Source organism: Mycoplasma bradburyae (genome assembly GCF_024339025.1).
Taxonomy (GTDB): domain Bacteria; phylum Bacillota_I; class Bacilli_A; order Mycoplasmatales; family Mycoplasmoidaceae; genus Mycoplasmoides; species Mycoplasmoides bradburyae.
Map to the genome: position 1 here is coordinate 935755 of NZ_CP101415.1, position 24813 is coordinate 960567.

General features: G+C 29.6%; 18 protein-coding genes. 1 reads left to right on the top strand and 17 read right to left on the bottom strand.

Annotated elements, in window-relative coordinates; genetic code table 4:
* Positions 1-22 precede the first annotated feature (22 nt).
* From NMG77_RS03750 to hprK, 12 genes are all read right to left on the bottom strand, one after another.
* Positions 23-2104, bottom strand: coding sequence for a putative immunoglobulin-blocking virulence protein (locus NMG77_RS03750; protein WP_255045820.1), 2082 nt, complete (start codon positions 2102-2104; stop codon positions 23-25).
* 67 nt (positions 2105-2171) lie between these two features.
* Positions 2172-4268: a putative immunoglobulin-blocking virulence protein gene (locus NMG77_RS03755; RefSeq protein ID WP_255045821.1), complete on the bottom strand. Its 2097-nt coding sequence runs from the start codon at positions 4266-4268 to the stop codon at positions 2172-2174.
* A gap of 103 nt (positions 4269-4371) precedes the next feature.
* The gene (locus NMG77_RS03760) at positions 4372-5886 is read right to left on the bottom strand and encodes a putative immunoglobulin-blocking virulence protein (protein WP_255045822.1); all 1515 of its coding nucleotides are present in this window, start codon (positions 5884-5886) and stop codon (positions 4372-4374) included.
* Between the two features lie 101 nt (positions 5887-5987).
* A complete protein-coding gene (locus NMG77_RS03765; RefSeq protein ID WP_255045823.1) occupies positions 5988-6464 on the bottom strand; it encodes a hypothetical protein in 477 nt (158 codons plus the stop codon).
* Between the two features lie 93 nt (positions 6465-6557).
* Positions 6558-8633, bottom strand: coding sequence for a putative immunoglobulin-blocking virulence protein (locus tag NMG77_RS03770; protein ID WP_255045824.1), 2076 nt, complete (start codon positions 8631-8633; stop codon positions 6558-6560).
* A 67-nt stretch (positions 8634-8700) separates the two neighbouring features.
* Positions 8701-10833, bottom strand: coding sequence for a putative immunoglobulin-blocking virulence protein (locus NMG77_RS03775; RefSeq protein WP_255045825.1), 2133 nt, complete (start codon positions 10831-10833; stop codon positions 8701-8703).
* A gap of 110 nt (positions 10834-10943) precedes the next feature.
* The gene (locus NMG77_RS03780; protein WP_255045826.1) at positions 10944-13052 is read right to left on the bottom strand and encodes a putative immunoglobulin-blocking virulence protein; all 2109 of its coding nucleotides are present in this window, start codon (positions 13050-13052) and stop codon (positions 10944-10946) included.
* 110 nt (positions 13053-13162) lie between these two features.
* Positions 13163-14506 (bottom strand): HD domain-containing protein, encoded by a 1344-nt coding sequence (locus NMG77_RS03785; protein ID WP_255034644.1) that lies wholly within the window; start codon positions 14504-14506, stop codon positions 13163-13165.
* On the bottom strand, positions 14496-15992 hold the full coding sequence (gene gltX, locus NMG77_RS03790; RefSeq protein ID WP_255045827.1) for a glutamate--tRNA ligase: 1497 nt from the start codon (positions 15990-15992) through the stop codon (positions 14496-14498). The genes NMG77_RS03785 and gltX overlap by 11 nt, the downstream gene beginning before the upstream one ends.
* A gap of 27 nt (positions 15993-16019) precedes the next feature.
* Positions 16020-16871 carry a bifunctional 5,10-methylenetetrahydrofolate dehydrogenase/5,10-methenyltetrahydrofolate cyclohydrolase gene (locus tag NMG77_RS03795; RefSeq protein ID WP_255045828.1) on the bottom strand — a complete coding sequence of 284 codons (852 nt, stop codon included), beginning with the start codon at positions 16869-16871 and terminating at the stop codon, positions 16020-16022.
* 2 nt (positions 16872-16873) lie between these two features.
* Positions 16874-17986, bottom strand: a complete 1113-nt coding sequence (gene lgt / locus NMG77_RS03800) for a prolipoprotein diacylglyceryl transferase (protein WP_255045829.1) — start codon at positions 17984-17986, stop codon at positions 16874-16876.
* A 9-nt stretch (positions 17987-17995) separates the two neighbouring features.
* On the bottom strand, positions 17996-18928 hold the full coding sequence (gene hprK / locus NMG77_RS03805; RefSeq protein WP_255034648.1) for an HPr(Ser) kinase/phosphatase: 933 nt from the start codon (positions 18926-18928) through the stop codon (positions 17996-17998).
* A 113-nt stretch (positions 18929-19041) separates the two neighbouring features.
* On the opposite strand from hprK, the gene NMG77_RS03810 reads away from it, so the two are divergent.
* Positions 19042-19977 (top strand): hypothetical protein, encoded by a 936-nt coding sequence (locus NMG77_RS03810; protein WP_255045830.1) that lies wholly within the window; start codon positions 19042-19044, stop codon positions 19975-19977.
* Here NMG77_RS03810 and NMG77_RS03815 read toward each other — a convergent pair.
* The 5 genes from NMG77_RS03815 to serS are packed head-to-tail and all read right to left on the bottom strand — an operon-like array spanning position 19964 to position 24812.
* On the bottom strand, positions 19964-20761 hold the full coding sequence (locus NMG77_RS03815; RefSeq protein WP_255045831.1) for a TatD family hydrolase: 798 nt from the start codon (positions 20759-20761) through the stop codon (positions 19964-19966). The two genes, NMG77_RS03810 and NMG77_RS03815, sit on opposite strands and share 14 nt — an antisense overlap.
* Before the next feature lie 2 nt (positions 20762-20763).
* The gene (mnmE, locus tag NMG77_RS03820) at positions 20764-22110 is read right to left on the bottom strand and encodes a tRNA uridine-5-carboxymethylaminomethyl(34) synthesis GTPase MnmE (protein WP_255045832.1); all 1347 of its coding nucleotides are present in this window, start codon (positions 22108-22110) and stop codon (positions 20764-20766) included.
* A 6-nt stretch (positions 22111-22116) separates the two neighbouring features.
* Complete coding sequence (locus tag NMG77_RS03825) at positions 22117-22899, bottom strand: DNA polymerase III subunit delta' (protein WP_255034652.1); 783 nt, start codon at positions 22897-22899, stop codon at positions 22117-22119.
* On the bottom strand, positions 22886-23521 hold the full coding sequence (gene tmk / locus NMG77_RS03830; RefSeq protein WP_255045833.1) for a dTMP kinase: 636 nt from the start codon (positions 23519-23521) through the stop codon (positions 22886-22888). Before tmk ends, NMG77_RS03825 begins: the two co-directional genes overlap by 14 nt.
* Positions 23522-23546: 25 nt before the next feature.
* Complete coding sequence (gene serS / locus NMG77_RS03835) at positions 23547-24812, bottom strand: serine--tRNA ligase (protein ID WP_255045834.1); 1266 nt, start codon at positions 24810-24812, stop codon at positions 23547-23549.
* Position 24813: the final 1 nt, after the last annotated feature.

A 24813-nucleotide genomic window follows, 5' to 3' on the forward strand; every position in this document is an offset into this window, starting at 1 on the left:
TTACTTAACTGGTGTTTTATTTTTATTCATCATCTTCATCATCATTTGTGTTATTATGCATATTAACATCATTAGGATTTAATGGATCACCAACTGCGTTTAGTTTGTTATCAACTTTAAAGATTTTAGGTTGATAAGTTTTAGCAATTTCTGGAGTTACATATTGAACAGGCACACCACCTGATATATAACTAATACGTGATACTAAACTTTCATCAGTTACATAGATAGCTTTAGAGAACGAGCCACCTTCAATAGCGTATCTTAAGAATGCTTGAAGATCAGATCAACCACTAGAAATATCAGAAGCTTTACCTAATAAAATTAAATCATCAGGTTGGCTAGCATCAGGACCTCTACCAAAACTAATTGTATTCCCACCACTCGGAGTAAATGACATTGCTCTAGCTCATTGCGAATGGTTGAATTCAGATAAGTTGTATACAAGGTGTTCACCGGTATGATCTTTAGTTATCAAGTCTCTTGATAATCTTACCGTTTTTAAAGTTGCATCTTTTAAATCTAGACCTCTGAAAGAACGTATAATAGGCGCATCAGAAAAGTCTCATACAACTGGTTTAGCTCCTTTACCTTGGAATTGCCCATTAAAGATTCTTTCGCTTCTTCTATTAAACGCGATATCAATTCCTTCTTGAACTCTAGCATAATCATCATTTCGATCGAATTTAAGAGCCGCAAAAATTGGCGTTGAAGCAACTGTAGCCCCTGGAGGGTATGGTTGGAATCCACCTACGTTATATGAATTTAATGAAGGAATAAAATTGATGTGTTTAAGAGCTAATGGATTAATGCCTCATAAGTCACTATTAACAACATTAGTTGTATAAATGTTTAACTCATCAAGTTTACGATCTTCTAAAGCAATTAATGAACTTGTATTAAAGTTTTCAATAAATACTCTTAATAATTTTACGTTTTCAGGTAATGACTTAATTATTTTGTATACATTTCTATTAGTATTTGTCTTACCTATATTTCTAAGTTCGACACCAACAGATTTTGTTGTTTTAGCCGCCTTTTTCAAGAATTCTATAAACTTGTCATAACCTTTATCGTTATCAACATCTAAAATAAACAAGTTAACGGGTTCTTTGTTCTTATAATATGGATCATTATAGTTAGTTGGTTCGTAGTGTCTTACTTCAATACCATCACCTCTGCGAAGATTATAATCTTCACTATCAATGAACTGATACGTTATATCAGTTTTAGTTCAACCATCAAAATCGCCTTTTAAGATATCATCAGGACTATCATTTCATGTTCTATTTGGTTGTCCTAATAATCTCTTAGCATTAGATTTCTTATAAAAGGACACATATGGGTTTTCATCTATATTTTTGTAACCATAAGTTACAGAAACATTAGGCACCATGATTTCAAGTGTTCTATTTGCTTTTGCTTCTCTTTCAATTTCGGCATCAGTTACCGTGCTTATAGATATCTGCAAGTCTTGAAATCCATATTTCGTTCTACCTGGTTCATTACGTTCAACAAATAAGTTATTTCAATAAGAATCAAAAAAGTCTGGATTATTGGTATAACCAACAGCTTTCTTAAAAGCTTCTTTATTTTCTTTAGTATTAGCTGCTAAACCTTTAGAAATAATGCTTCTTACAACATTTACTATTTTCTTTGATTCAGCAATAATCATACCAACCTTATCACCTGATGCTGTTGGAGTACTAGGATCATAAGGTATTTCTGGAGTTGTTTTATCTAGATTATACTCTGTAGGAGTGTAGGTTACGGGTTCAGGTGTATCGTCTGGAACTGGTTGTGTTGGATTATCCGATTTTTTGTCTGGTTCTTTATTCTTTTTAGTAGTGTCAATTGGCGCTGGTCTATTATCAACTGGCTTAGGTTTTTCTGATGTATTAAAGTCTCTATTAGCATTATATTGATTATCATCTGCAACATTATTTTTTAAATCGACTTTATTGCTTCTTTCAATAAGTTTGCTCGTAGAATTATTGATATTACTCGTAAAAACAATACTCAAAGTAGCTGTACTAGCTATTACTAGTGAAGAACAACCTAAAGTAACCAGTTTTATTAACTTTCTTTTTTTAGAACTTAGCATTATATTAATAAAGACAAACCATTATATAAAATATTTTCAATTATAAAACAACACATTGATTTCTTATTTAGTTTTTAGATAGTGTTGAACTATCTTTTTTCTCACCAATAGCGTTTAAGGTAGGATCAATATTAAATACTTTCTTTTCTTGTTTATTTAGATAATCAAGCGGTTTAACATAAACATTAATGTCGTTATTTTCTGAAGCGGCCGCTGCTTTTATTTGATTAGCTAAATATCCTGATGAAACATAAACATTTTTAAATGCTCCACTGTTAGTTGTGTATTTAATAAATGATAATAAGTCTTGTAACCCTTCGCGTTCTAGCGTATTTTGTGATCCTCTTAAGATTAAGTTTTTAGGTTGTTGAATTTCTGTTCCACGCCCAAAACTAATGTAACGTTTAGCATAACTAGGACGATATTGCATAGCAGCCGTCCATTGCGAATGATTGAACTCATCTAAATCATAAGTTACATAAGTATTACCATTTTTATCAGATTGAATTAAATCTGCTGATAATCTTACATATCTTAATTCAGCATCATGAACATTTAAATTTTTAAGGTTTCTAATAATTGGTGCGTCAGCGAAATCTCAGAATACCGGTTTAGCTCCATCACCTTGGAAATTACCTTGGAAAATTCTTTCACTTCTTCTTGCTTTAGCAATATCTAAACCTTCCTGAACTCTCTTGTAATCATCGTTGCGGTCGAATTTTAAAGTTGTAAAGATTGGTGTAGATGCTATTGTTGTTCCTTTTGGATAAGGATTGAACCCACCAACATTATATGCTATTAAAGAAGGTAAAAAATTAATATGTTTAAGAGCTAATGGGTTAATACCTCAAAGATCAGTATTAACTGTGCCTGTTGTGTAAATGTTAAGTTCTCTTAAATTACGGTTTTCAAGTGCTAGTAATGAAGTGGTATTAGCACCTTCTAAAAATACTGTTAAAGTAGCAACATTTGGCGGCAAAGCTTCAATGATATCATAAACATTTCTTGTTGTATTTTTCTTACCAACATTTTTAAGAACTACTCCAATTTGTTTATTATGATCATCGTCATAAACCTTCTTAATAAAGTTAATGAATTTTTCATAACCTGAAGTGTTATCAACATCTAAAACAAATACATTAAGATCTTTTTTATCCTTATAATAAGGATCGCTCTTATTTGTTGGTGTATAGTGTCTTACTTCGATACCATCGTCATTATTTATTCCGTATTTTCCATTTGTATATTCTGAAGTGGCATCTGTTTTAGTTCAACCATCAAATTCACCTGATAAAATTTGATCAGAATTATCAAGAGCTCACTTATTAGGGTTACCTAAAACTCGATAAGAACTTACTTTTTTATAGTAATTAATTACTGGGTTATCATCCTCGTTTTTGTAACCAAAAGTAATGGTTGTGTTTCCATAACCAGGCTGAACTTCTCATTGTCTATTAGCTTTAGCTTCAGACATAATAAAGCTATCACTTGTAGTATTAATAGATATTAATAAATCATCAATACCACGAGCTCTACCAGGTGAAGTTGGTGGATTGAACAATTTATCTCATCAAGAATCATACAATTCTTTGTTGTGATATCCGATTATTTTATAAAATTCGTCTCTAGCTTTTGGATCGTTACCATTAGCTGCAACTTTCGTTATTATATTTTTAGCTGCATCTAATTTTTTCTTAGTTTCAGTAAACAAAGCTTTAGCTTGTTCATCTGATAAGACTTGTTTGCTAGGATCATTTGGCTGAGCTGGGGTATTTTTATCTAAATTGTATGCTTCTTTTTCATAAGTCACATAATTAATAGCCGTATCAGGAGCTAACTCGCTAGATTCATCTTCTGATTCTGAAGGTTGCTTATTAGGTTCAGGTTGTGGTTCAGGATCTTTAGGTGTTTCAATAATATCTTTAATTTCAGGTTTTTTAGGTTTATCAACTAAATTAAAATCGCGATTCGAATTATATGAATCGCTTGTAGATGTTGAATTATTATCTAATTTAACTTCATTACTTCTTTTTATTAAATTAGATTGAGTATCCGATTTACTCGATGAATAAACCACTCCTAGAGTAGAACCTGCTCCTATAACTAAAGAAGTTGCACTTAGAGCAATTAATTTAATGATCTTTCTTTTCTTAGAATTTAACATATTTGTTGCTTTCTTAAATAAAAGCTCATTAAATAACTATAAATCTTTTGTATTAATTGTATTAATTCTTAATTAATATCTATTATTAAATAATATTATACTCCTAATTATTATTTGTAGGACTATTTAAAGGATCACCAATAGCATTAAGAGTGTTATCAACTTTAAATGTTTTGATCTTGAATTTACTTAATTCTTCAACAGTTTTTACTTTAACGCTGATTTCATTCATTTGTGATTCAACCGCTTCTTTAATTCTTCTCGCTATATAATTAGATGAAACATAAGCCTCTTTAAATGCGTTGCTATTAGATGCGTATTTAACAAACGCTAATAGTTCTTCTAAACCTTCTTTTTCAAGAGTTTTTTCTGAACCTCTAAGAATTAATGCTTTAGGTTGTTGAACTTCTGTTCCACGACCAAAACTAATATAGCGTTTGTAATTTTCTGGACGGTATCTAATAGCAGCCCTTCATTGTGAATGATTAAATTCATCTAAATCATATGTCACATAAGTACTACCACTCTTAGGATCAGTATCTATTAAATCCGCTGATAATCTTACATATCTTAATTCAGCATCATAAACATTTAAGTTTTTAAGATTTCTAATAATTGGAGCGTCAGCAAAATCCCAGAAGATTGGCTTAGCGCCATCACCTTGGAAATCACCTTGGAAAATTCTTTCACTTCTACGATCCTTAGCTATTTTTAAACCCTCTTGAACTCTGGCATAATCATCATTTCGATCAAATTTTAAGGTCGTAAAGATTGGTGTTGAAGCTACTGTAGCACCAGGCGGATAAGGATTAAATCCCCCGACATTATAACCTAATAGTGACGGAATAAAGTTAATGTTTTTAATCGCTAAAGGATTAATACCTCACTGATTAGTAATTGCTTGGCCAGTCGTATAAATATTTAGTTCTCTTAAATGACGACCCTCTAATGCTAAGAGAGATGTTGTATTAGCGCCTTCTAAAAATACTGTAAGGGTTTGCACTGTATTTGGTAAAGCCTTGATAATGTTATAAACATTTCTAGTTGTATGAGTTTTACCAACATTTCTTAACACAACTCCAATACCCTTGTTAGGTTTTCTTTCGGCAACATTTTTAAGAACATTAATAAATTTATTGTAACCAGAAGTTTTATCAACATCTAAAACAAATACATCTAGATCTTCTTTATCTTTATAGTAAGCATCATTCTTATCTTTTGGTGTATATCTTCTTACTTCAATACCATCATCAGCATTGAATCCATAGTTACCAGTGATATATTCATCAGTTGCCAAACTCTTGTTTCAACCAGCAAAATCACCACTTAAAATTTCATCAGGATTATCAACAGCTCATTTATTAGGATTACCCAAAACCCGATAACCATTAACCTTTTTCATGTAGTTTTTTACAGGGTTATCTTCTTCATGTTCATAACTAAATGTTATTGTGGTATTACCAGCACCTACTAAAAGTTCTCAACGTCTATTAGCTTTAGCTTCGCTCATTATAAATGAATCGCTTGTAACATTAATTGATGTTAATAAATCATCAATCCCACGTTGTCTTCCTGGTGCTGGATCTTCAAATAAACGTTCTCATCAAGAATCAAACAAATCTTTGTTGTGATAACCTAAAACATTAAATAATGCATCTCTGTTTGCAGTAGTATTCCCGCCTTTAGCAACAGCTCTTAGTACTACTTCTTTGGTGTCGTTTAATTTCTTTTTGTTGTAACAAAGATTTCTCTAGCTCTTTCTTCAGATACTGTTGCTATGCTAGGATCATTCGGTTGTTTTGGCGTTTTTTCGTCTAATTGATAATCTTCATTATCATTAAATTCAATATATTTAATTGGTGTATCTTCAGCTAATTCATTACCTTGATCATCTTGAGGTTCTGGCGGTACCATTTCTTCTGGTTTAGGATTTTCTAACACAGGTCTGTTGTCAGGTTTTTCTGGTTTTTTTGGCGTTTTTTTCAGGTTGAAATCGCGATTTGAATTTTGCAAATCGCTAGTTCCTTCTGATTCATTTTCCAGTTTTACTTCACCATTTCTTTTAAGCAAATCTGATTTTGATTCAACATTATGTGTAGATAAAACTATTCCAATTGTTGCGCTAGCACCTAATACCAAACTAGAAGAGCTAAGCCCTATTAATTTAATGATCTTTCTTTTTTTGGAATGTAACATTATTACTTATTTCTTTAATAAAATAAAAGCTCATTAAAACTATAAATCTTTGTTTTCTTTTTAAGAAAAACTAATTTTTTTTATTATATATATTTATTTTTTTAAAGGTTGTCCTATTGGATTTAATGCTTTATCAATGTTAAATTTCTTAATTTGGAACTTTTCAAGTTTTTCCTTACTAACAACTTTAACATCAATATCGTTTAGCTGAGATCAAACTGCTTCATGGATTTTTTGAGCAATAAATTTAGATGTAGTATAAGCTTCAGTAAAAGCTTTACTATTTGATGCATACTTAACAAATGCTTCTAAATCTTCTAAACTTTTTTTCTCAAGAGTACTTTCATCACCTTTAAGAATTAATGTTTTAGGTTGTTTGATTTCTGTTCCACGACCAAAGCTGATGTATTTTTTTTCATACTCTGGTTTATATTGCATAGCAGCATTTCACTGCGAATGATTAAACTCATCTAGATTATATACAACATAAGTATTTCCACGGTTATCCGATTCTACGAATTCACCAGATAATCTAACAAATCTTAATTCAGCATCATGTACATTTAAGTTTTTAAGATTTCTTATAATTGGATCATCTGCAAAATCCCAGAAAATCGGTTTAGCACCGTCTCCTTGGAAATTACCTTGAAAAATTCTTTCGCTTCTTCTGTTTTTAGCGATATCAATTCCTTCTTGAACACGTTTATAATCGTCATTACGATCGAATTTTAGAGTGGTAAAAATAGGTGTAGAAGCAATTGTAGTTCCTTTTTCAAACTTATTAATGTTACCTACATTATATGCTAATAACGAAGGAATAAAATTAATATTTTTAATCGCTAAAGGATTAATACCTCAAAGATCGGTATTAACCTGACCAGTTGTATAAATATTAAGTTCTCTTAAATGACGACCCTCTAACGCTAACAACGAAGTAGTATCAGCACCATCTAAGAAAACTGTTAAGGTTTCAACATTATTAGGTAAAGATTTAATAATGTCATAAACATTTCTTGTGGTATGAACCTTACCGACATTCTTAAGAATAACCCCAATCTTTTTATTAGGATTTTTCTCATAAACTTTCTTAATAAAGTTTATAAACTTATCATACCCGCCATTATTATCAACATCTAAAACAAAAACACTTAAATCATCTTTGTTTTTGTAATAATCGTCCATTTTGTTTGATGGAGTATAGTGTCTTACTTCGATGCCATCATTCTCATTGATTCCATATTCTTTATCGTTTATGTATTTTTGGGTATCGATAGTCATATCTCATCCATCGAAATGACCAGATAAAATGTCTCTAGAATTATCAGTTGCTCACTTATTAGGATTACCTAGAACTCGATATTTATTAACTTCTTTATAATAGCGAATAGATGGGTTATCATCTTCATTTCTATATCCACCTGAAAGATTAATACCTTCTGTATTAAATTGAATTTTTCAAATTCTATTGGCTTTTGATTCAGATTCAATAGACGCTTCATCACTAAAAGCGTTAATCTGATCTAATAGATCATCTATATAACGTCTTTTTTGACCATTATTTGTGTATTCTCTAAACAACTTATCTCAACGAATATCAAAAAAATCTTTGTTTCCACTAAATCCAGAAGCAGTGTAGAAAGCGTCTCGAGCAGCAGTTGAATTTCCGTTTTTAATAGCATCTAGTACAGCTTTTTTAGCTGTTGCTAGAGTAGTTCTAGCTTTATCTGCTAATATTTTAGCTTCTGCGTCACTAATTACTTGTTTATTAGGATCATTAGGTTGTTTTGGAGTGTTTTCATCAAGTCCATAATCTTGTTTATCATAAGTTACAAAATTAATCGGAGTATCATCCGCTAACTCACCAAAACTGTTATTAGTTTCTTCTTCAGGAGGCGTATCCTTAGGTAAAGGTTTATCTGATACTGGTCTGTTGTCAGGTTTTTCAGGTTTTTTCTCTAAATTAAAATCACGATTCGAATTGTATGAATCATCTGTTCCAGTGGCATCGCTTGTTAAATCAATTTCGTTACTTCTTTTAATAAGATTAGATTTAGATTCAACTTTGCTAGTTGAATAAACTATTCCTAAGGTGCTACTAGCACTGATTATTACAGCAGTTGAACTAATAGCTGCTAGTTTAATTAGTTTACGTTTTTTGGAATTTAACATTACGATTTTATTAAGGAATTGAAGGCAGCTTACTATATACCTAATATCTATCTTTGATTTTTAATAACTAGTTAGTTGCAACTTTATTTAATGGTTTACCTATAGCGTTTAAAGATTTATCTATTTCGAATTTTTTGATTTTGAATTTTTCTAATTGTTCTGGTTTTGCTACAGTAACTTGGATATCATTTCGCTGTGATCTAACAGCATCTGTTATTTGTTGAGCTAAAAATTTAGAAGTAACAATAGCTTTTTTGAACGCATAACTATTAGAAGCATATTTAACAAAGGTTAATAAATCTTCTAACCCTTTTTTCTGAAGAGTGCTTTCATCACCCTTAAGAATTAATGTTTGTGGTTGTTGAATTTCAGTTCCGCGTCCAAAACTAATGTATTTCTTTTCATACTCAGGTTTGTATTGCATTGCAGCAGTTCATTGAGAATGGTTAAACTCATCTAAATTATAAGTTACATAAGTATTACCTTTCTCATCCGAATCGATTAATTGACCAGATAATCTTACCTTTCTCAATTCAGCATCATGAACATTTAAGTTTTTAAGATTTCTAATAATAGGAGCATCAGCAAAGTCTCAAAATACTGGTTTAGCCCCTTCTCCTTGATGATTACCTTGGAAGATTCTTTCACTTCTTCTGTTTTTAGCGATATCTAAGCCTTCTTGGACACGTTTATAATCGTCATTACGATCAAATTTTAAGGTACTAAAGATTGGCGTAGAAGCAATTGTAGCACCCTTTTCATATGGATTAAATCCACCAACGTTATAAGCTATAGTAGATGGGATAAAGTTAATGTTTTTAATCGCTAAAGGATTAATTCCTCAAAGATCAGTATTAACTGTACCAGTTGTAAACAGATTTAATTCTCGTAAGTGTCTGCCTTCTAGCCCTAATAATGAAGTTGTATCAGCACCTTCAAGGAATACAGTTAATGTTTCAACATTATCTGGTAATGATTTAATAATGTCATAAACATCTCTAGTTGTATTTTTCTTACCAACATTTTTAAGAACAACACCAATTTTCTTGTTGGGTTCTTTTTCCTTAACTTTTTTAAGGAAATTCATAAACTTAGCATAACCTTTAGAGTTATCTACATCTAAAACAAACACATTAAGATCTTGTTTGTTTTTGAAGTAATCATTGTTTCTATTTTCAGGTGTATAGTGTCTTACTTCAATACCGTCATCATTGTTAATGCCATACTCTTTGTTGTTTACAAAAGTTGAAGTAGCATCTGTCATCTTTCAACCATCAAAATGACCCGATAGAATATCTCTAGAGTTTTGAATACCTCATTTATTAGGGTCATTATTACCCAATACGCGATGTTCATTTACTTTTCTGTAGTAACGAATATACGGGTTATCATCTTCTTTTCTATAACCAAAAGCAAAGTTAGCTGACCCATCAAGATTAACATAGAATTTAATTTGTCTATTAGCCTTCGCTTCAGACATTATAAAACTATCGTTATTATATGAATTTAAAGATTCTAATAAAAGATCAATATAACGAACATCTTGACCATTTCTTTTATATGTTCTTATGAATAATTTATCTCAAATAGCGTCAAAGAAGTCTTTATTGCCATCATAACCAGTTTCTTTACGAAGGGTTTCTCTAGCTTCAACACTATTGCCACTTCTTACAGCATTTTCAAGCGCATTTTTAATTTTATTTACAGATTCACGACTTTTTGCATATACAACTCTGGCTTCTTCGTCACTTAAAACTGCTTTTGAAGGGTCGTTAGGTTGCATAGGAGCTTCTTTATCAAGACCATAATCTTCATGATCATAAGTTACATATTCAATTGGTGTATCATCGGCCAAATTACTAGGAACTTCTGGCTCTGGATCTGGTTGAGGCTCTGGTTGAGGTTCAGGTTGAGGTTGAGGTTCAGGTTCTTTAGGTAATGGTTTATCTGCAACAGGTTTATTATCTGGTTTTTTAGGCTTTTTTTCTAAATTAAAATCGCGATTCGAATTATATGAATCACTTGTACCTGCTGTGTCATTATCTAATTTAATTTCGTTGCTTCTTTTAACTAAATTAGTTCTTGATTCTGCTTTGCTTGAATTATAAATTATTCCTAATGTGCTACCTGCACCTACAACCAAAGAAGTTGCACTAAGAGCTGCTAATTTAATGATTTTTCGCTTTTTAGAATTTAACATAAGTATCTCTTTTAAAAGAAAAATCTCATTAAATAACTATAAATCTGTAAAAGATTTTAACAATCTTATAAATAAAATCTTATTAGACTTTATTATAACATTATTTTTGATTATTGTTTCTTTATAGGTTCTCCAATTGGATTTAAATTAGGATCCTTATGGAAGATTTTTGGTTGGAACTTAGCTAGTTTTTCTTCAGATACAACAATTACTTGTGGAGCTCTTCTTCAAGAGCTTGAAGCTTGTCTAATTTTTCTAGCTATCGTGTTAGATGATGTATAAACTTGTTTAAATGAATTAGCATTCATTCCGTACTTAATGAAGTTGGTTAAATCAATTGTGCTACCTTCTTCCAGTTGAGTTGCATTACCTTTTAGAACTAATGCTTTAGGAGGAGATAATTCTGTTCCTCTACCAAAATAAACATAACGATCAGGGCTAGCTGATACATATCTTAACGCTCTATCAAATTGAGAATGATTAAATTCAGATAAATTGTAAGTAACATAAGTATTACCTTTCTCATCTGAATCAAGTAATAATGGTGATAATTTAATTTCACGAAGCTCTGCATCATGAACATCTAGGTTTTCTAGAGTTCTTATAATTGGAGCATCAGAAAAGTCTCAAGCAACAGGCTTAGCACCTTCACCTTGGAACTTACCTTGGAAAATTCTTTCACTTCTTCTAGCTTTAGCAATATCTAAACCTTCTTGAACACGCTTATGATCATCGTTTCTATCAAATTTTAGACCTTCAATTATTGGTGTAGAAGCAACTTTAGAACCAACTGGATATCCACCAACATTGTAATCTAATAATGATGGAATAAAGTTAGTTTTTCTTATTGCTAAAGGGTTGATAGCTCACAATGAAGTATTAACTTGACCGGTTGTATAAATATTAAGTTCTCTTAGATTACGATCTTCTAATGCTAATAATGAAGTTGTATTAGCATTTTCAAAGAATACAGTTAATGAAGTTAAATTGCTAGGTAAGGCTTTAATAATGTCATATACATTTCTATTTGTATTGCTCTTACCAACATTTTCAAGTACAACACCTATTTCAGGGGTTGTGGTAGCTGCTTTATTAACAAAATCAATAAATTTTTGATAACCAGATGTATTATCAACATCTAATACAAAAACATTGTATTCTTTCTTGTTTTTGTAATAATCACTTTCCTTATTTTTAGGGATATAATGTCTTACTTTAATACCATCATCACGAGTAATTCCGTATTTATTATCTTTAATAAAATCGTTAGTAGTATCGTATTTAGATCATCCTTCGAAATTACCAGATAAAATGTCAGCAGGACTACCAGTTCCAAAATAAGTATCACTACCTAAAACACGATGTTTTCTAACATCTAATTGATATTTAATATAAGGGTTATCAGCTGGAGATGGGTAACCAAAAGTAACTGTTGTGTTGTTATATCAAACACTAATCATCGGAACTCTGTTAGCTTTGGCTTCAGAACGAATGAATTCATCTGATATTCCAGATAGTGATGTAAGTAAATCATCATAACCACTCAGTCTTCATTCGTTAACTGGCGGTTGCATTAATCTATCTCATCACTTGTCAAACTTTTCTTTATCATTAAATTTAATAGCGTTTCTAAACGCTTCTTTATCTTTAGCTCTCAGAGCGCTTAAAGCACCTGAAACTAGAGCTTTGCTTGATTCATATACTTTTTTCGCATCAGCTTCTGATAGTTCTATAACTTTAGAAGGATCATTAATTTGTTTAGGAGTATCTGGATCTAATTTATAGTCGATTTTGTCGTAAGTAACGTATTTGATATCAGTTGTAGCAGCAAAATTGTCATTCGGGTCGTCTGGAATCGGCGTATCGTCCGGAATGATTAATAGAGGGTCTTCTGGTTGAGGTAGTGGTTGGGGTTCAGGTTGAGGTTCAGGCTTGGGCTCTGGTTTAGGTTTTGGTTTTTCTGGTGTTGGAGCCACAGGTCTATTATCAACCGGTTTAGCTTTAGTTGGTAAATTATTATCACGATTTGAATTATACAAATCTTGCGCTTGACCACCACCATCTAAAGCGACTTTGTTTTGTCTTTTAATTAAATTGCCATCACTGTTACTAATTTTTTGGCTATAAACAATACCGATAGTACCAGTTGCAGCAATTACTAAAGAACTAGCTGATAACGATACTAATTTAATGATCTTTCTCTTTTTAGAACTTAACATTGGTTATTAAAGAAAATTAGAAAAGCTCATTAAATAACTATAAATCTTGTAATAAATACTATTATAAATATAAAACCTAATCAAGTCAATAAATAAACACGATACAAAGGTTACTGTGTTAATTTGTTGTATTGGTTTTCGATTTGTCTAAAAATTCTTGTTTTTTTATTAGCTTGATCATAATCAAAAATAATTAGGTGATTGAATACTTCAGGGAAATTAATGTTTAATACTTTTGAATAATCAGTAATTGGATGGAATTTTTTAGAATTTTGTTCGAAAATATTAATTCCTAAAGAATTGGTGGTTCTTGAATAAAAAGTTTTGTCTTTATAACTTTCTTTAACTACAAAGTATTGATTATCATCAATAATTTGTTTAAGCTTGTTATAGAATTCTTCTCGTCTTAATTGGTCATCAAATGATCAAATGATAAAACGATTTTCAACAAAGTAATTCTTTAATAAACTCTTAAGAATATGGTCTTGAGTTTTTGATCATTGTTGGAACAAGAATGAGTTGAAATAATCATCTGTTAAATATTTATATTGATTAAGATCAACTTTGTTAATGTCGTTGTTAATTAACAACGCATCAAACAGTTGCTCCATGATGTCAAAACCTAAAAAATCAAATTTACCTTCTTTTATAAGGTCAATCATTCTTTTAAGTGATAAAGCAATTGTTCTTTCTAAAGCAACACTCTTGTGATTGTTATAAACAGACTTATACATGTGATAACGTCCGATTAACAAACTTTCAATTGTGGTTATAGCTTTCTTTTCATAACCAACTTGTTTAGATTTAGGATCAAAAACAATTCATCGGTCTAAGAGTTTTGAGTCGATCGTTCCATAAGTAGCGCCAGTGTAATATGAGTCTCTTTTAAGATAATCAATTCGATCTGCATCTAATTCTGATGAAATCAATTGTTGCATTCACATTGGTCGTTTTTTTAACATCGGATTTTTCTTATCGATTAGACCAGCAACATCTTCTGGGACTATATCATTCTCCTTAAGAATATGATAGATTTCTCCGTGCTTATTTAAGATTTGTTTAGCAGTCATCACTTCATGGTTAAAACGTTCTTGACCATCGTCAATACAGTTATTCATATAAAATTCAAAACCATGTGAATGAGGTCCGTGACCTAAGTCATGTAATAACCCCGCACACATCAATGTCTGTTTGTCATAATCACTTACTTTCTTGAATGTCGGATTATTCATCATTCTTCTAATAAGTTCATAAACGCCAAGACAATGAGAATATCTTGTATGAGAAGCGCCAGGGAAAAGATTGCTAGACAACCCTAGTTGTTGCAATCTTTTTAATCTTAAGAATTCGCTTGTTTTTATCAAACGGTGCATTCAAGCTGTTTCATTTTTAAAAATGATTTCACTATGAATAGGATCCTTGATAAAGAATGAACGGTTAGCTTTATTTTCCATCACTTAAATATTCGATCGCACGATCAAGATTTTCTATAACTTTATTCTTGTCATATAAAGCTATAATTTTATTCAATTCAGGTCCGTGTTTTTTATTAGATATAACAATTCTAATTGGCATATAAAGATTTTTGCCACCTAGTGGTTTTTCTAATTCAACATCCTGTAATTTAGTTTGTTTAGATAACCAACTAATAATTTCTTTAATTGTATCTTCGTTTATTGTTTCTAATGCTTCGTATTTTTCTTTGAATGTTAAAAATAACGCTTTGAAATTTTTATTAGATTTTAAGAATTCTAAATCATCTTTGTCTAGGTTATCAAATGAAACGCATGGAACAAAGTTTTCTTTAATTAAATCATTAATTTCACGACCATATTTCAATTGATTTTTAAACATTAAAGAGATTTCTGTTACGCGGTTTTTAATCTCTTCATATTCATTAAGGTCAACATATGGTTTGATAAAAGCTAAATACATTACTTCATCCATTGTTTTAATGTATTCAGAAGATATTCAATTTAGTTTTTTAATATCAAAGAAAGAAGGAGCAGCACTTAGGTTTTTAATTGTAAACGCTTTAATCAAACTAGGTAGATTTAGGATCTCAATATTGTCTGGATGCGATCATCCTAATAAAGCAATAAAATTAACCAAAGCTTCAGATAAATAACCTTTTTCTCTAAAACCTTCAATAAACTGTTCAACACCTAAATTTCTTTTAGATAACTTTTTACCAGTTTCATCAACAATAATCGATAAGTGACCATATACGAATTCATCTTTAAACCCTAAAGCTTCTTTAATCGCTAACTGGTAAGGTGTATTTGATATATGTTCTTCACCTCTTAAGATATGAGATATTTTCATATCATGATCATCGATTACAACCGCAAAGTTATATGTTGATATTCCGTTTGATTTAAGAATAACAGGATCGCTCATTGAGCTAGTGTTAAAGATTAAATCCCCTCGAATCAAATCTGATCATGAGTATTCTTTGTTGTCTTGTAATCTTAATCTAATTGTAAATGGAATATTAGCATCTAATTTTTTTTGAATCTCATCAGATGTAAGATTTAGGCATTTTCTAGAATAAATCGGTGTCTTTTGTTGACTTAATAATGCTTCACGACTTTTTTGCAATTCTTCAGATGTACAAAAACAGCGATAAGCTTTATTTTCTTCTAGAAGCTGATAAGCATATTTTTTATAAACATCAAATTTTTCAGATTGACGATAAGGACCATTTTCAGTTGGGTTTCAAATCGATTCATCTGCAAATATATTTAATCACTTTAAGTTATAAAGTTGATTCTCAGCACCACCTTCTACATTACGTTCAACATCTGTATCTTCGATACGTACGATAAATTCACCATTGTTATGTTTGGCGAATAAATAATTAAATAGCGCTGTTCTAGCACCACCAATATGGAAATAACCTGTTGGAGATGGTGCGTATCTTGTTCTAATTTTAGACATATAATCTATATAATTTTAATAAAAAAGCTAATTATTAAGCTGTTGGATTAGAAATAAATTAATTAAATTTTTAACTAACGAATATATCGTTAAAGGTCCGATGCCACCAGGAACTGGAGTCCCATATGAGGCCACTTGCTTGATTTTTTCATAATCAAAATCACCACAAACGATCTGCTTGTTTTGTTTTAGATCAAAATATTTATCAATACCAATATCAATAAATATTATGCCTTTTTTAAATTCATAGTCTTTTAAAAGCTTAGCTTTACCGACAGCAGATATTACGATATCAGCTGTTTTTGTTTTGCTTACTAACTCATGACTATTCTCTTTAGTAACCAATTCAAAACTAATGTTGTGTTCATTAAAATAATCAATTATTGGTTGGTTTGAAGTAATACCATTACCAACCAATAATATTTTTTTATCAATAAAACTTAAGTTATATTCTTCAAACAATTCAAGTACTGCATTTAATACGCATGGAATAACTTTAGTTTTTTGTAAATCATTAAACTTTTTATATAAAAAAGCATCAACATCTAAATGGATTGGAATACTATCAATAATCTTATCAGTGTTAAGTGTTTGTTTAATTGGTAATTGAACTAGAACACCATTAGGTGAGTATTGTTTGATTTTTTCATCCATTTTAATAATGAAAAAATCTGTATCGTTAATATCTGATAAATCATATACTTCTGTTTGAATGTTTAATGATTCACAGTATTTAACTTTATTGCGAACATAGATTTTTGATGCATCTGATGGGTCACTAACAATTATTAGTAACTTAATTTTGTTGTTAGCCACTTGTGTAGCTAACTTATTTTTTAATTTAAGAGATAATTGCGTTCCATCTAGTTTTATAAACATAATTAGTCTTTTTTAATAATTAAATCGTAATCATCACCATAGAAGAACATCTCTGAGAAGTTCTTGTTATATATTGATTTAGATGGTTCTAGTTTATGTCTTATTTCTTCTCTAGTTAAACCTTTAGTTTTAGATGTTTGATATAACTTGATAGACATCAAGAAAATCTTAATATTGTTAAAAACATAAAAATAATTTTTCTTGTTTCTAAATCTAGGGAATACTCATTGGGTTAAGATGAATCCTAAGATACCACCAGCTAAAAATAAAGCTGAAGTTACAATTGATGTTGCAAATTTAAAGTTGCTATCTCTTTGGGTTTCAATAATTAATCTAACGATACCTGTAGAAAAGAAGTACAACATACATCTTCCACCAGTTCTAAGGTTCTTAACAAAATCAAGTAAGAATACTATTACTACAAAGGCAATTACGTTACAAAAAGATTCGATTAAAAAAATCGGAATTCTAAAAAGCGTTACTCCATTTTCAGTAATAAACATGTGATCAAAAACACCAGGCATTAACACTTTTAAGAAACCTCATTTACTTAGCGCTTCTTCAGCTGTTAGACCTAGTCCATAAACTTCATGATTAAAAAAATTACCTCATCGACCAATTGCTTGACCTAGCAATATTGTAGGAATAATCGCATCAGCATACACTCACATACTAGTTTGCTTATAAAAAGTTTTGGTTATCAAATTATGATTTTCATAAACTAAATAGCATTTTTTTGTGTAATATTTAGGTTTTCTTAAGACAAGGAAGAAGAAGATAATACCCGTAGTTAAAGTAAATATAACTCCACCTTGAATGGCTAGCCCTCCTTGGTGGATAGCAAAAAACGGCGTAACACCAAACTTAGAATCACCTATAACAAAAGATCATATTCTAGCACCAAATACAATCGAAATAATCCCAATAAATACATAATAAAAATAAGGATTATCATCAACTTTGTATTTATATTTAAGTCTTAAGATTCCAGCAATTATAGCCACTAATATCCCTGTAGCATACAAAATACCATAGTATCTTACATCAAAAGATCCTATTGAAAATGCTACTCCAAAACTATCACTAACCGTGTGGTTTGCAGAAGGTGTATACATATTAGTTAATTATTTTTTACCTCGCATAATTTCATCAAATCTAGCTACGAAATCATCACCAGAATTGTATTGTCAATCTCTTTTAAGTTTTAAATCGATTACAGCACTTTCGACTAATTCGCTAATTTTTCTACCAGAACTAATCGGCAAAACATAATGAGGAATTTTAATATTTTCAATAACTTTATAATGGGTTTTTTGACCGATTCGTTCAAAATTAAAGTTTTGGTCGTTTTTTATATTAATTAATTCTATGATAACCGAAATATTTGCTGATGGTTTAATTTTTTCAATTCCATACATTTTGGTCACATTAAGAATACCGATACCTCTAACCTCAATAAATTGACGATTAACATCAGTGGGTTTACCAATTAAATGATCGCCAATTCTAGCGATATCCACAGCATCGTCAGCTATAAACAAACAATTCTTGCGAATCATTTCCATAGCTACCTCAGATTTACCTATCCCAGATTCACCAGTTATTAAAACACCTTCACCATATACTTCAATTAATACGCCATGGTATGTTTTGAATTTAGCCAGTTGCTCTGATATATAAAGCCCGATTGAGATGCTGATTTCAGTTGAAAACATATCAGAAGCTAGAATGGGGATTTGTTGTTCAATATTACATTCTGTTAAAAAACTAGAATCCAAGAATGATTTAGTTAATATTACCATTGGAGGTTTTAGTTCAAGAATTTTTGTAACCCTTTTTCTTCTTTCATCAACCGTTAAAGAAGATAAGTATTTGAATTCTCGATTCCCAAAAACAATTACATTATTAATATGATCTGATTCAAATAGATCAACTAATTCAAATGTTGCCCGTGATAACCCTGGTTTGGATATTGTTCGATCTAGATTTTTTTCACCATCTAATAATTTTAATAAAACTTCGAACTTTTCGTATATATTTCTTACTGTAAAACTCAAAATTAAAACCTGTTTTTTATTAATTAATTATATTTTTAAATCTTTAATTTAAATATTTTCTGTTTAAGTTTTATTGATTCAATTAATGATAAGAATATTAAAATATATATGATATGTTTGCTTGCAGTTTTGATTTTAGTGCTTGAAAAACTTGGGAGTACCAACGAAAATATTCTGCATTTGATTTTATTTTTAATCTCATTTGTTTGATATTATTTTCGATTTTCGTTTCTTTCCCTTGACTTTTAAGAAAACCTGACGATACACCTAATATCGGTTTGCACTCACCTGTTTTTTGGATCGGGATTAGTGCTTCAATTTTATTTGGAAGTGTGATTATTATTAATTACATTTTTTCAATCATAAACTTAAGTAAAATTAATAAGGAATACATTAAAGCTAAAAGACTTAACATCGAAAATGATAAGGATCTTAAAAGATTATTTAATGTAATTCAATATGCTTGATGATTCTTTTTCATTTTTATCGCACTAAATAAAAGATTGAAAGAACCTTATCTTAACCTATTAATATGATCAGTTTTGCGAGCTGAAATTATTTTTATTAATCAGATTGAAGAAAAATATATTGTTAAAAATAACCCTAAGAAAAAGTATCTGGAAATAAAAGCTCAAAATATCAGAACTAGTGATATTCTTAATGATATACGTGAAGAATTTAAAAAACTTAATAAAACAGCTGAAATTGATCAAGTAAGAGTTTATAAACTATCGCAAAAAACACAAAATGCTTTAGTGATTTATGACCCTAATCAAAATCAAGAAAACCAAGCAAGAAATTCGGTAAAATCCCTGACTGGGAATGTTAATCCTGATTATAATAACTTAAGAACTAATAATTCTGGTGGAGCAAGAAATAACCAAAATAATAAAAATACGCAAAATCAGCGATATAATAATTACTCAAATGATCAATATCACAGTAATGATCAAAGAGGTTATTACAACAACCAAAATAATGGATCAGGATATCGCCCTAAACCGATGGTTAATATGGTTGAAAAAAGAAAAATGCCTAATGCATATTAGGTTTAAATAAATTAAAAGCGTTATTAAATATGAGTTGTTGAACTTGTTCAAAACTCATATTTTTTAATTCTGCAATCTTTTCAATTGTGTATTTTAAATACAATGAATTATTTTCTTTACCTCTGAAAGGATGAGGTGTTAAATAAGGAGCATCGGTTTCTACCAATAATTCATCATTTTTAATTAACGGGATTACTTCTTGCAAAGCCTTTGCGTTTTTGAATGTAACAATACCTGGGATTGAGTAATATTTCTTTATATTTTTCAATAAATTTTCGATTAAGTTAAATGTTTTTAAATCTTGAGAAAAGCAATGAAAAATGATAGGAACTAATACTTGTTTAGCGTTTAAATAATCAACAATTTCTTGATGAGCATTTCTAATGTGAAGCATTAATGGTTTTTTATATTTATTAGCTAATTCTAAATGCATATCCAAGAATTCGTATTGTAACTCTTTGTATTCGTCTGTGTAATAAAAATCTAAACCACATTCACCTATAGCTACAATTTTGTTGTTAGGTTTTGATAGCAGTTCTTCGAACTTCATTTTAACGACATTAATGTCGTGTTTTTGAACATCATTAGGATGAATAGCTAAACAAGCAGAACAATTAGGATATTTCTTAGCTATTTGATCAGCTAATACACTATCCTCTAAGCAAGTACCAACAACATTGATATAAATGTGTTCATTATCAAAATCTTTTATTAATTTATCTGATTTATCGAATAATTCTGGTGAGTTTACATGACAGTGTGTGTCGTATGATTTATATTTCATGATTATTTACCTAGACAAAAGTTTTTAAATATTTCATCAATCAAATTGTAATCTTCGTATTCAGATAATACTTTTAATAATGCGTTATTAGCTTCATTTAAGTGTTGAATCACAATATCGTGAAACTGACTTTTATCTTCTAATATTAAATTAATATTGTAAAGTGCTGTTTGCAGTAAATTAATTTGTCATTCTTGTTGAAACATACTGTCCTGTTTGTTTTCATCATTAAAAATTGCTAAGCATTTTTCTTGTAAATAATCGGTTAAATCGCTTATTTCATCATTTTTAGCACTTATTTTTATTTTTACTTCACCAGTGTATTGGGTAGGATCAAATTGATCTGCCTTATTACCAACAAGAACAAATTCTTTTTTGTTTTTAATTAAATACTTATAAATATCTGTTTTGTTGTACTTTTCATAATCTTTTAAATCCAAAACATAAATCACAAAATCAGATTTATCAATCATTTCATAACTCTTAGTTATTCCTATTTGTTCTATTTTATCGTTACTTTTTCTGATTCCTGCTGTATCAATAAGATTTATTATTAATTGATTGTTTAAGATTATTTGTCCTTCAACTACATCCCTGGTTGTACCCGGGATATTTGTTACTATTGATTTTTGTTCTTTTAAAAAAGCGTTTAATAATGAAGATTTTCCTGCATTTGGTTCGCCTACTATCGCTACATTTATACCTTCAGAATTTTTTCTTAAATTAATAGATTTATTAACTATTCTTGTTAGTTTTTGCCGTATATTTTCTAAATTTCTAAATTCTTCAATTAATTCTTTTTTCTCATCTTCGTACTCAGGATAATCAATAGCTATTTCTACTAAACCTATTAATTTAAAAATCTCTAATTGAATACTTTTTATATCTTTAGAAAATGATCCACTTAAAGCATTAATACTGGCTGAATGACTTAATGAATTTTTAGAAAAAATTAAATCATGAATTGCTGTTGCCTGATTTAGATCTATCTTTTTATTAAGATAACTTCTTTTAGAAAATTCTCCTTTTTGAGCTAGGTGCAATCCATGTTTATTTAACAATCCCATTATTTTGTTAACAACAAAAATACCACCATGACAGTTTATTTCAATAGAATCTTCTCCTGTAAAACTTTTAGGAGCTACAAACTTCATTAATAAGACATCATCAATAATTTGATTACTATCTATAATCTTGGCATGTTGAATTTTATAACCTTCTTTGGTTATTTCTTTGTTTGTAATCTTATTAATAACTTCATATGTATCAGGGCCTGAAACTCTTATAACTTGAATCGCGCTATTATATGGTGCTGTCGCTAATGCATATATTGTCTCGTATTTTTTCATCACTATTTAATCAAGAATGCTTAACAAAATTGCGTTCTTAGAAAGATTTAAATTTAAGTTATCTAAAATTGGTATTAATTTATTTTTTTTATTAAAATCACCGGTAAATATTAAATAATTTAATATCAAACTAATTTCGTAATAATCCAATTTTTCGAACAAATTTCTGATCTTCATTATATGATCAAAATTCTTGTTTTTGATATCTAATAAATTTATTAAATCAAGTAATTTATAAATATCTTTAAAAGATTCATATTCTAAAATATCATCATAACTATAAAAAATTGATTTGATAATTTTTAGTTCTTTAGGTTTATAGTTATTTTTAAATTGAACTTTTTCGTTATAAGTTTTTGTTGAATATCTAACACATCTACTAACAATTGTATCTAAGATGCCGTATGGCTTTCTGGTAGTTAAAATCCCTATGGTATTGTCTTTTGGTTCTTCTAGAAACTTAAGCAAAGAATTTAATGATTCTTTGTTTGCTTTTTCTATTTGGTTAATGATATAAATTTTTAATCCTCTATTTTCTAGAGCAGTATCACTAAATTTATTCTGGATATTTATAACATCCTGTTTTTTAATAATGTTATTTTTAGGATAGACCTTGATTAAATCATAGTATCCATTATTAATGATTTTTAAACATCATTTACATTTTTTACATGGTTTATTTTCTTCTAAACAAATAATATTAATCAAATATTGTTGTAGATATTTTTCTAAATAGCACCCTTTATTTTCATATAAAAGAACTGGTGTATATTTGTTAGTTAGATCCATGATTTTTAACAAAAGAAGTAATTATATTTAAAGCTTGTTGATAAACTTGATCTAAATCAAGTGAAGCATTAATTACTTTAATATTATGGTTATTTTTGTAAATATCTAAATAAGCATTTCTTACTTTATGAACTCGTTCTTGCGTATATGTATCTAAGTGATTCATTGTGCTACGTTGAGATATTCTTTTAGATGCTATTTCAGGTTCAACATCAAATATTAGGGTTAGATCAGGTTCTAATCCATAAACAACAATTTTATTGATTTCTTTAACTTTTTCATAACCTGCACCTTTTATTTGACCTTGATAGATTCAAGATGACATTACAAAACGATCGCAAATAACGATCTTATTTTCGTTAAGTGCAGGGATAATTTTCTTTTTAATATGTTCATTTCTAGAAGCACTAAATAATAACGCTTCTGTTAATGGATCGGAATTTGATAGATTCATAATCAATTCACGAATTGGTTCAGATGCTTCACACCCTCCAGGTTCACGTGAATAGATTATTGGTTGAGAATCTATTGAAGAATACTCTTCAGACATTCTTTTTATAAAAGAACTCTTACCAGAGCCGTCAACTCCCTCAATAACAATAAATACCCCTTTGTTTTTCATGTCTATCTATTTACTATATCTTTTTTTATTTTATATATTCTCTATTATCAAAATATTTTAATAAAGCTTTTGGAATCTTAATTGACCCGTCTTTTTGTTGATAGTTTTCAACAATAGCAACAAATAAGCGATCATGAGCTAATGCGCTAGCATTAAGCGTGTGTACATAACGGTTCTTTTTAGATATCGAATCTTTGAATTTAATATTAGCTCTACGAGCTTGGAAATCACCACAATTAGATATAGAAGAGATTTCACGATATTTATTTTCAGAAGGAATTCATACCTCTAAATCATATGTTTTAACAGCGCTAAAACCCATGTCACCAGTACATAAAACAATTCTTCTATAAGGTAATTCTAATAGTTCTAAAATCTTTTCAGCATCACGAGCCATTTCTTCATGTTCTTGTTTAGAGCTAGAAGGATGAACTATTTTTACTAATTCAGTTTTATAGAATTGGTGTTGACGAATCAAACCTTTAGTATCTTTACCAGCACTCCCAGCTTCAGATCTGAAACAAGCAGTAGAAGCAGTGTAATATTTAGGTAAATCAGCTTCGTTAAGAATTTCATTTCTGTGAAGATTTACTAATTGAACTTCTGCTGTTGATGCTAAATAATAATTAGTACCTTTTAACTCAAAAACATCTTCAACAAATTTAGGGAATTGTCCTGAGCCGTAATAAGAATCTTTATTAACAATTACAGGTGGTAGGTATTCTTCGTATTTATCCGAATTAACATCTAAACAAAATTGTTGAATTGCACGCATTAATCTAGCGCCATCTTTTTTGTAGATTGAAAAACGAGATCCTGTGATTTTAGCAGCTACATCTAGTGAGATAATATCTAATTTAGTAGCTATCTCATAGTGAGCTAAGGGTTTGAAATCAAAAACAGTTGGTTTTTTTGATTTATATACTTCCTTATTTTCATTTTCATCTTTACCAATCGGAACATCATCAGTTGGTAAATTCGGTATTCTTTCGTAAATATAATCAAATTGTTCTTTTACTTCATTATATTTAGCTTCATTCTTTTCTAATTCAACACGTAGGTTTGCACCTTCTTGAATTAGTTTTTTTCTTTCAGAATCTGATTCTGCAGTAGCTACTTTTTTTGCGTTTAAATTCTTTTGTTCGTTGATCTTTTCGATTGATTTAAGTAATGTACTTAATTGTTTTTCTAAACGCAAGAATTCGTCGTATCAATCTAAATTAAAAGATCTGCTTTTAAGCTGTTCTCTAATCTCCTTTGAGTTAGTTTTTAAGAGATTTTTGTCTAGCATA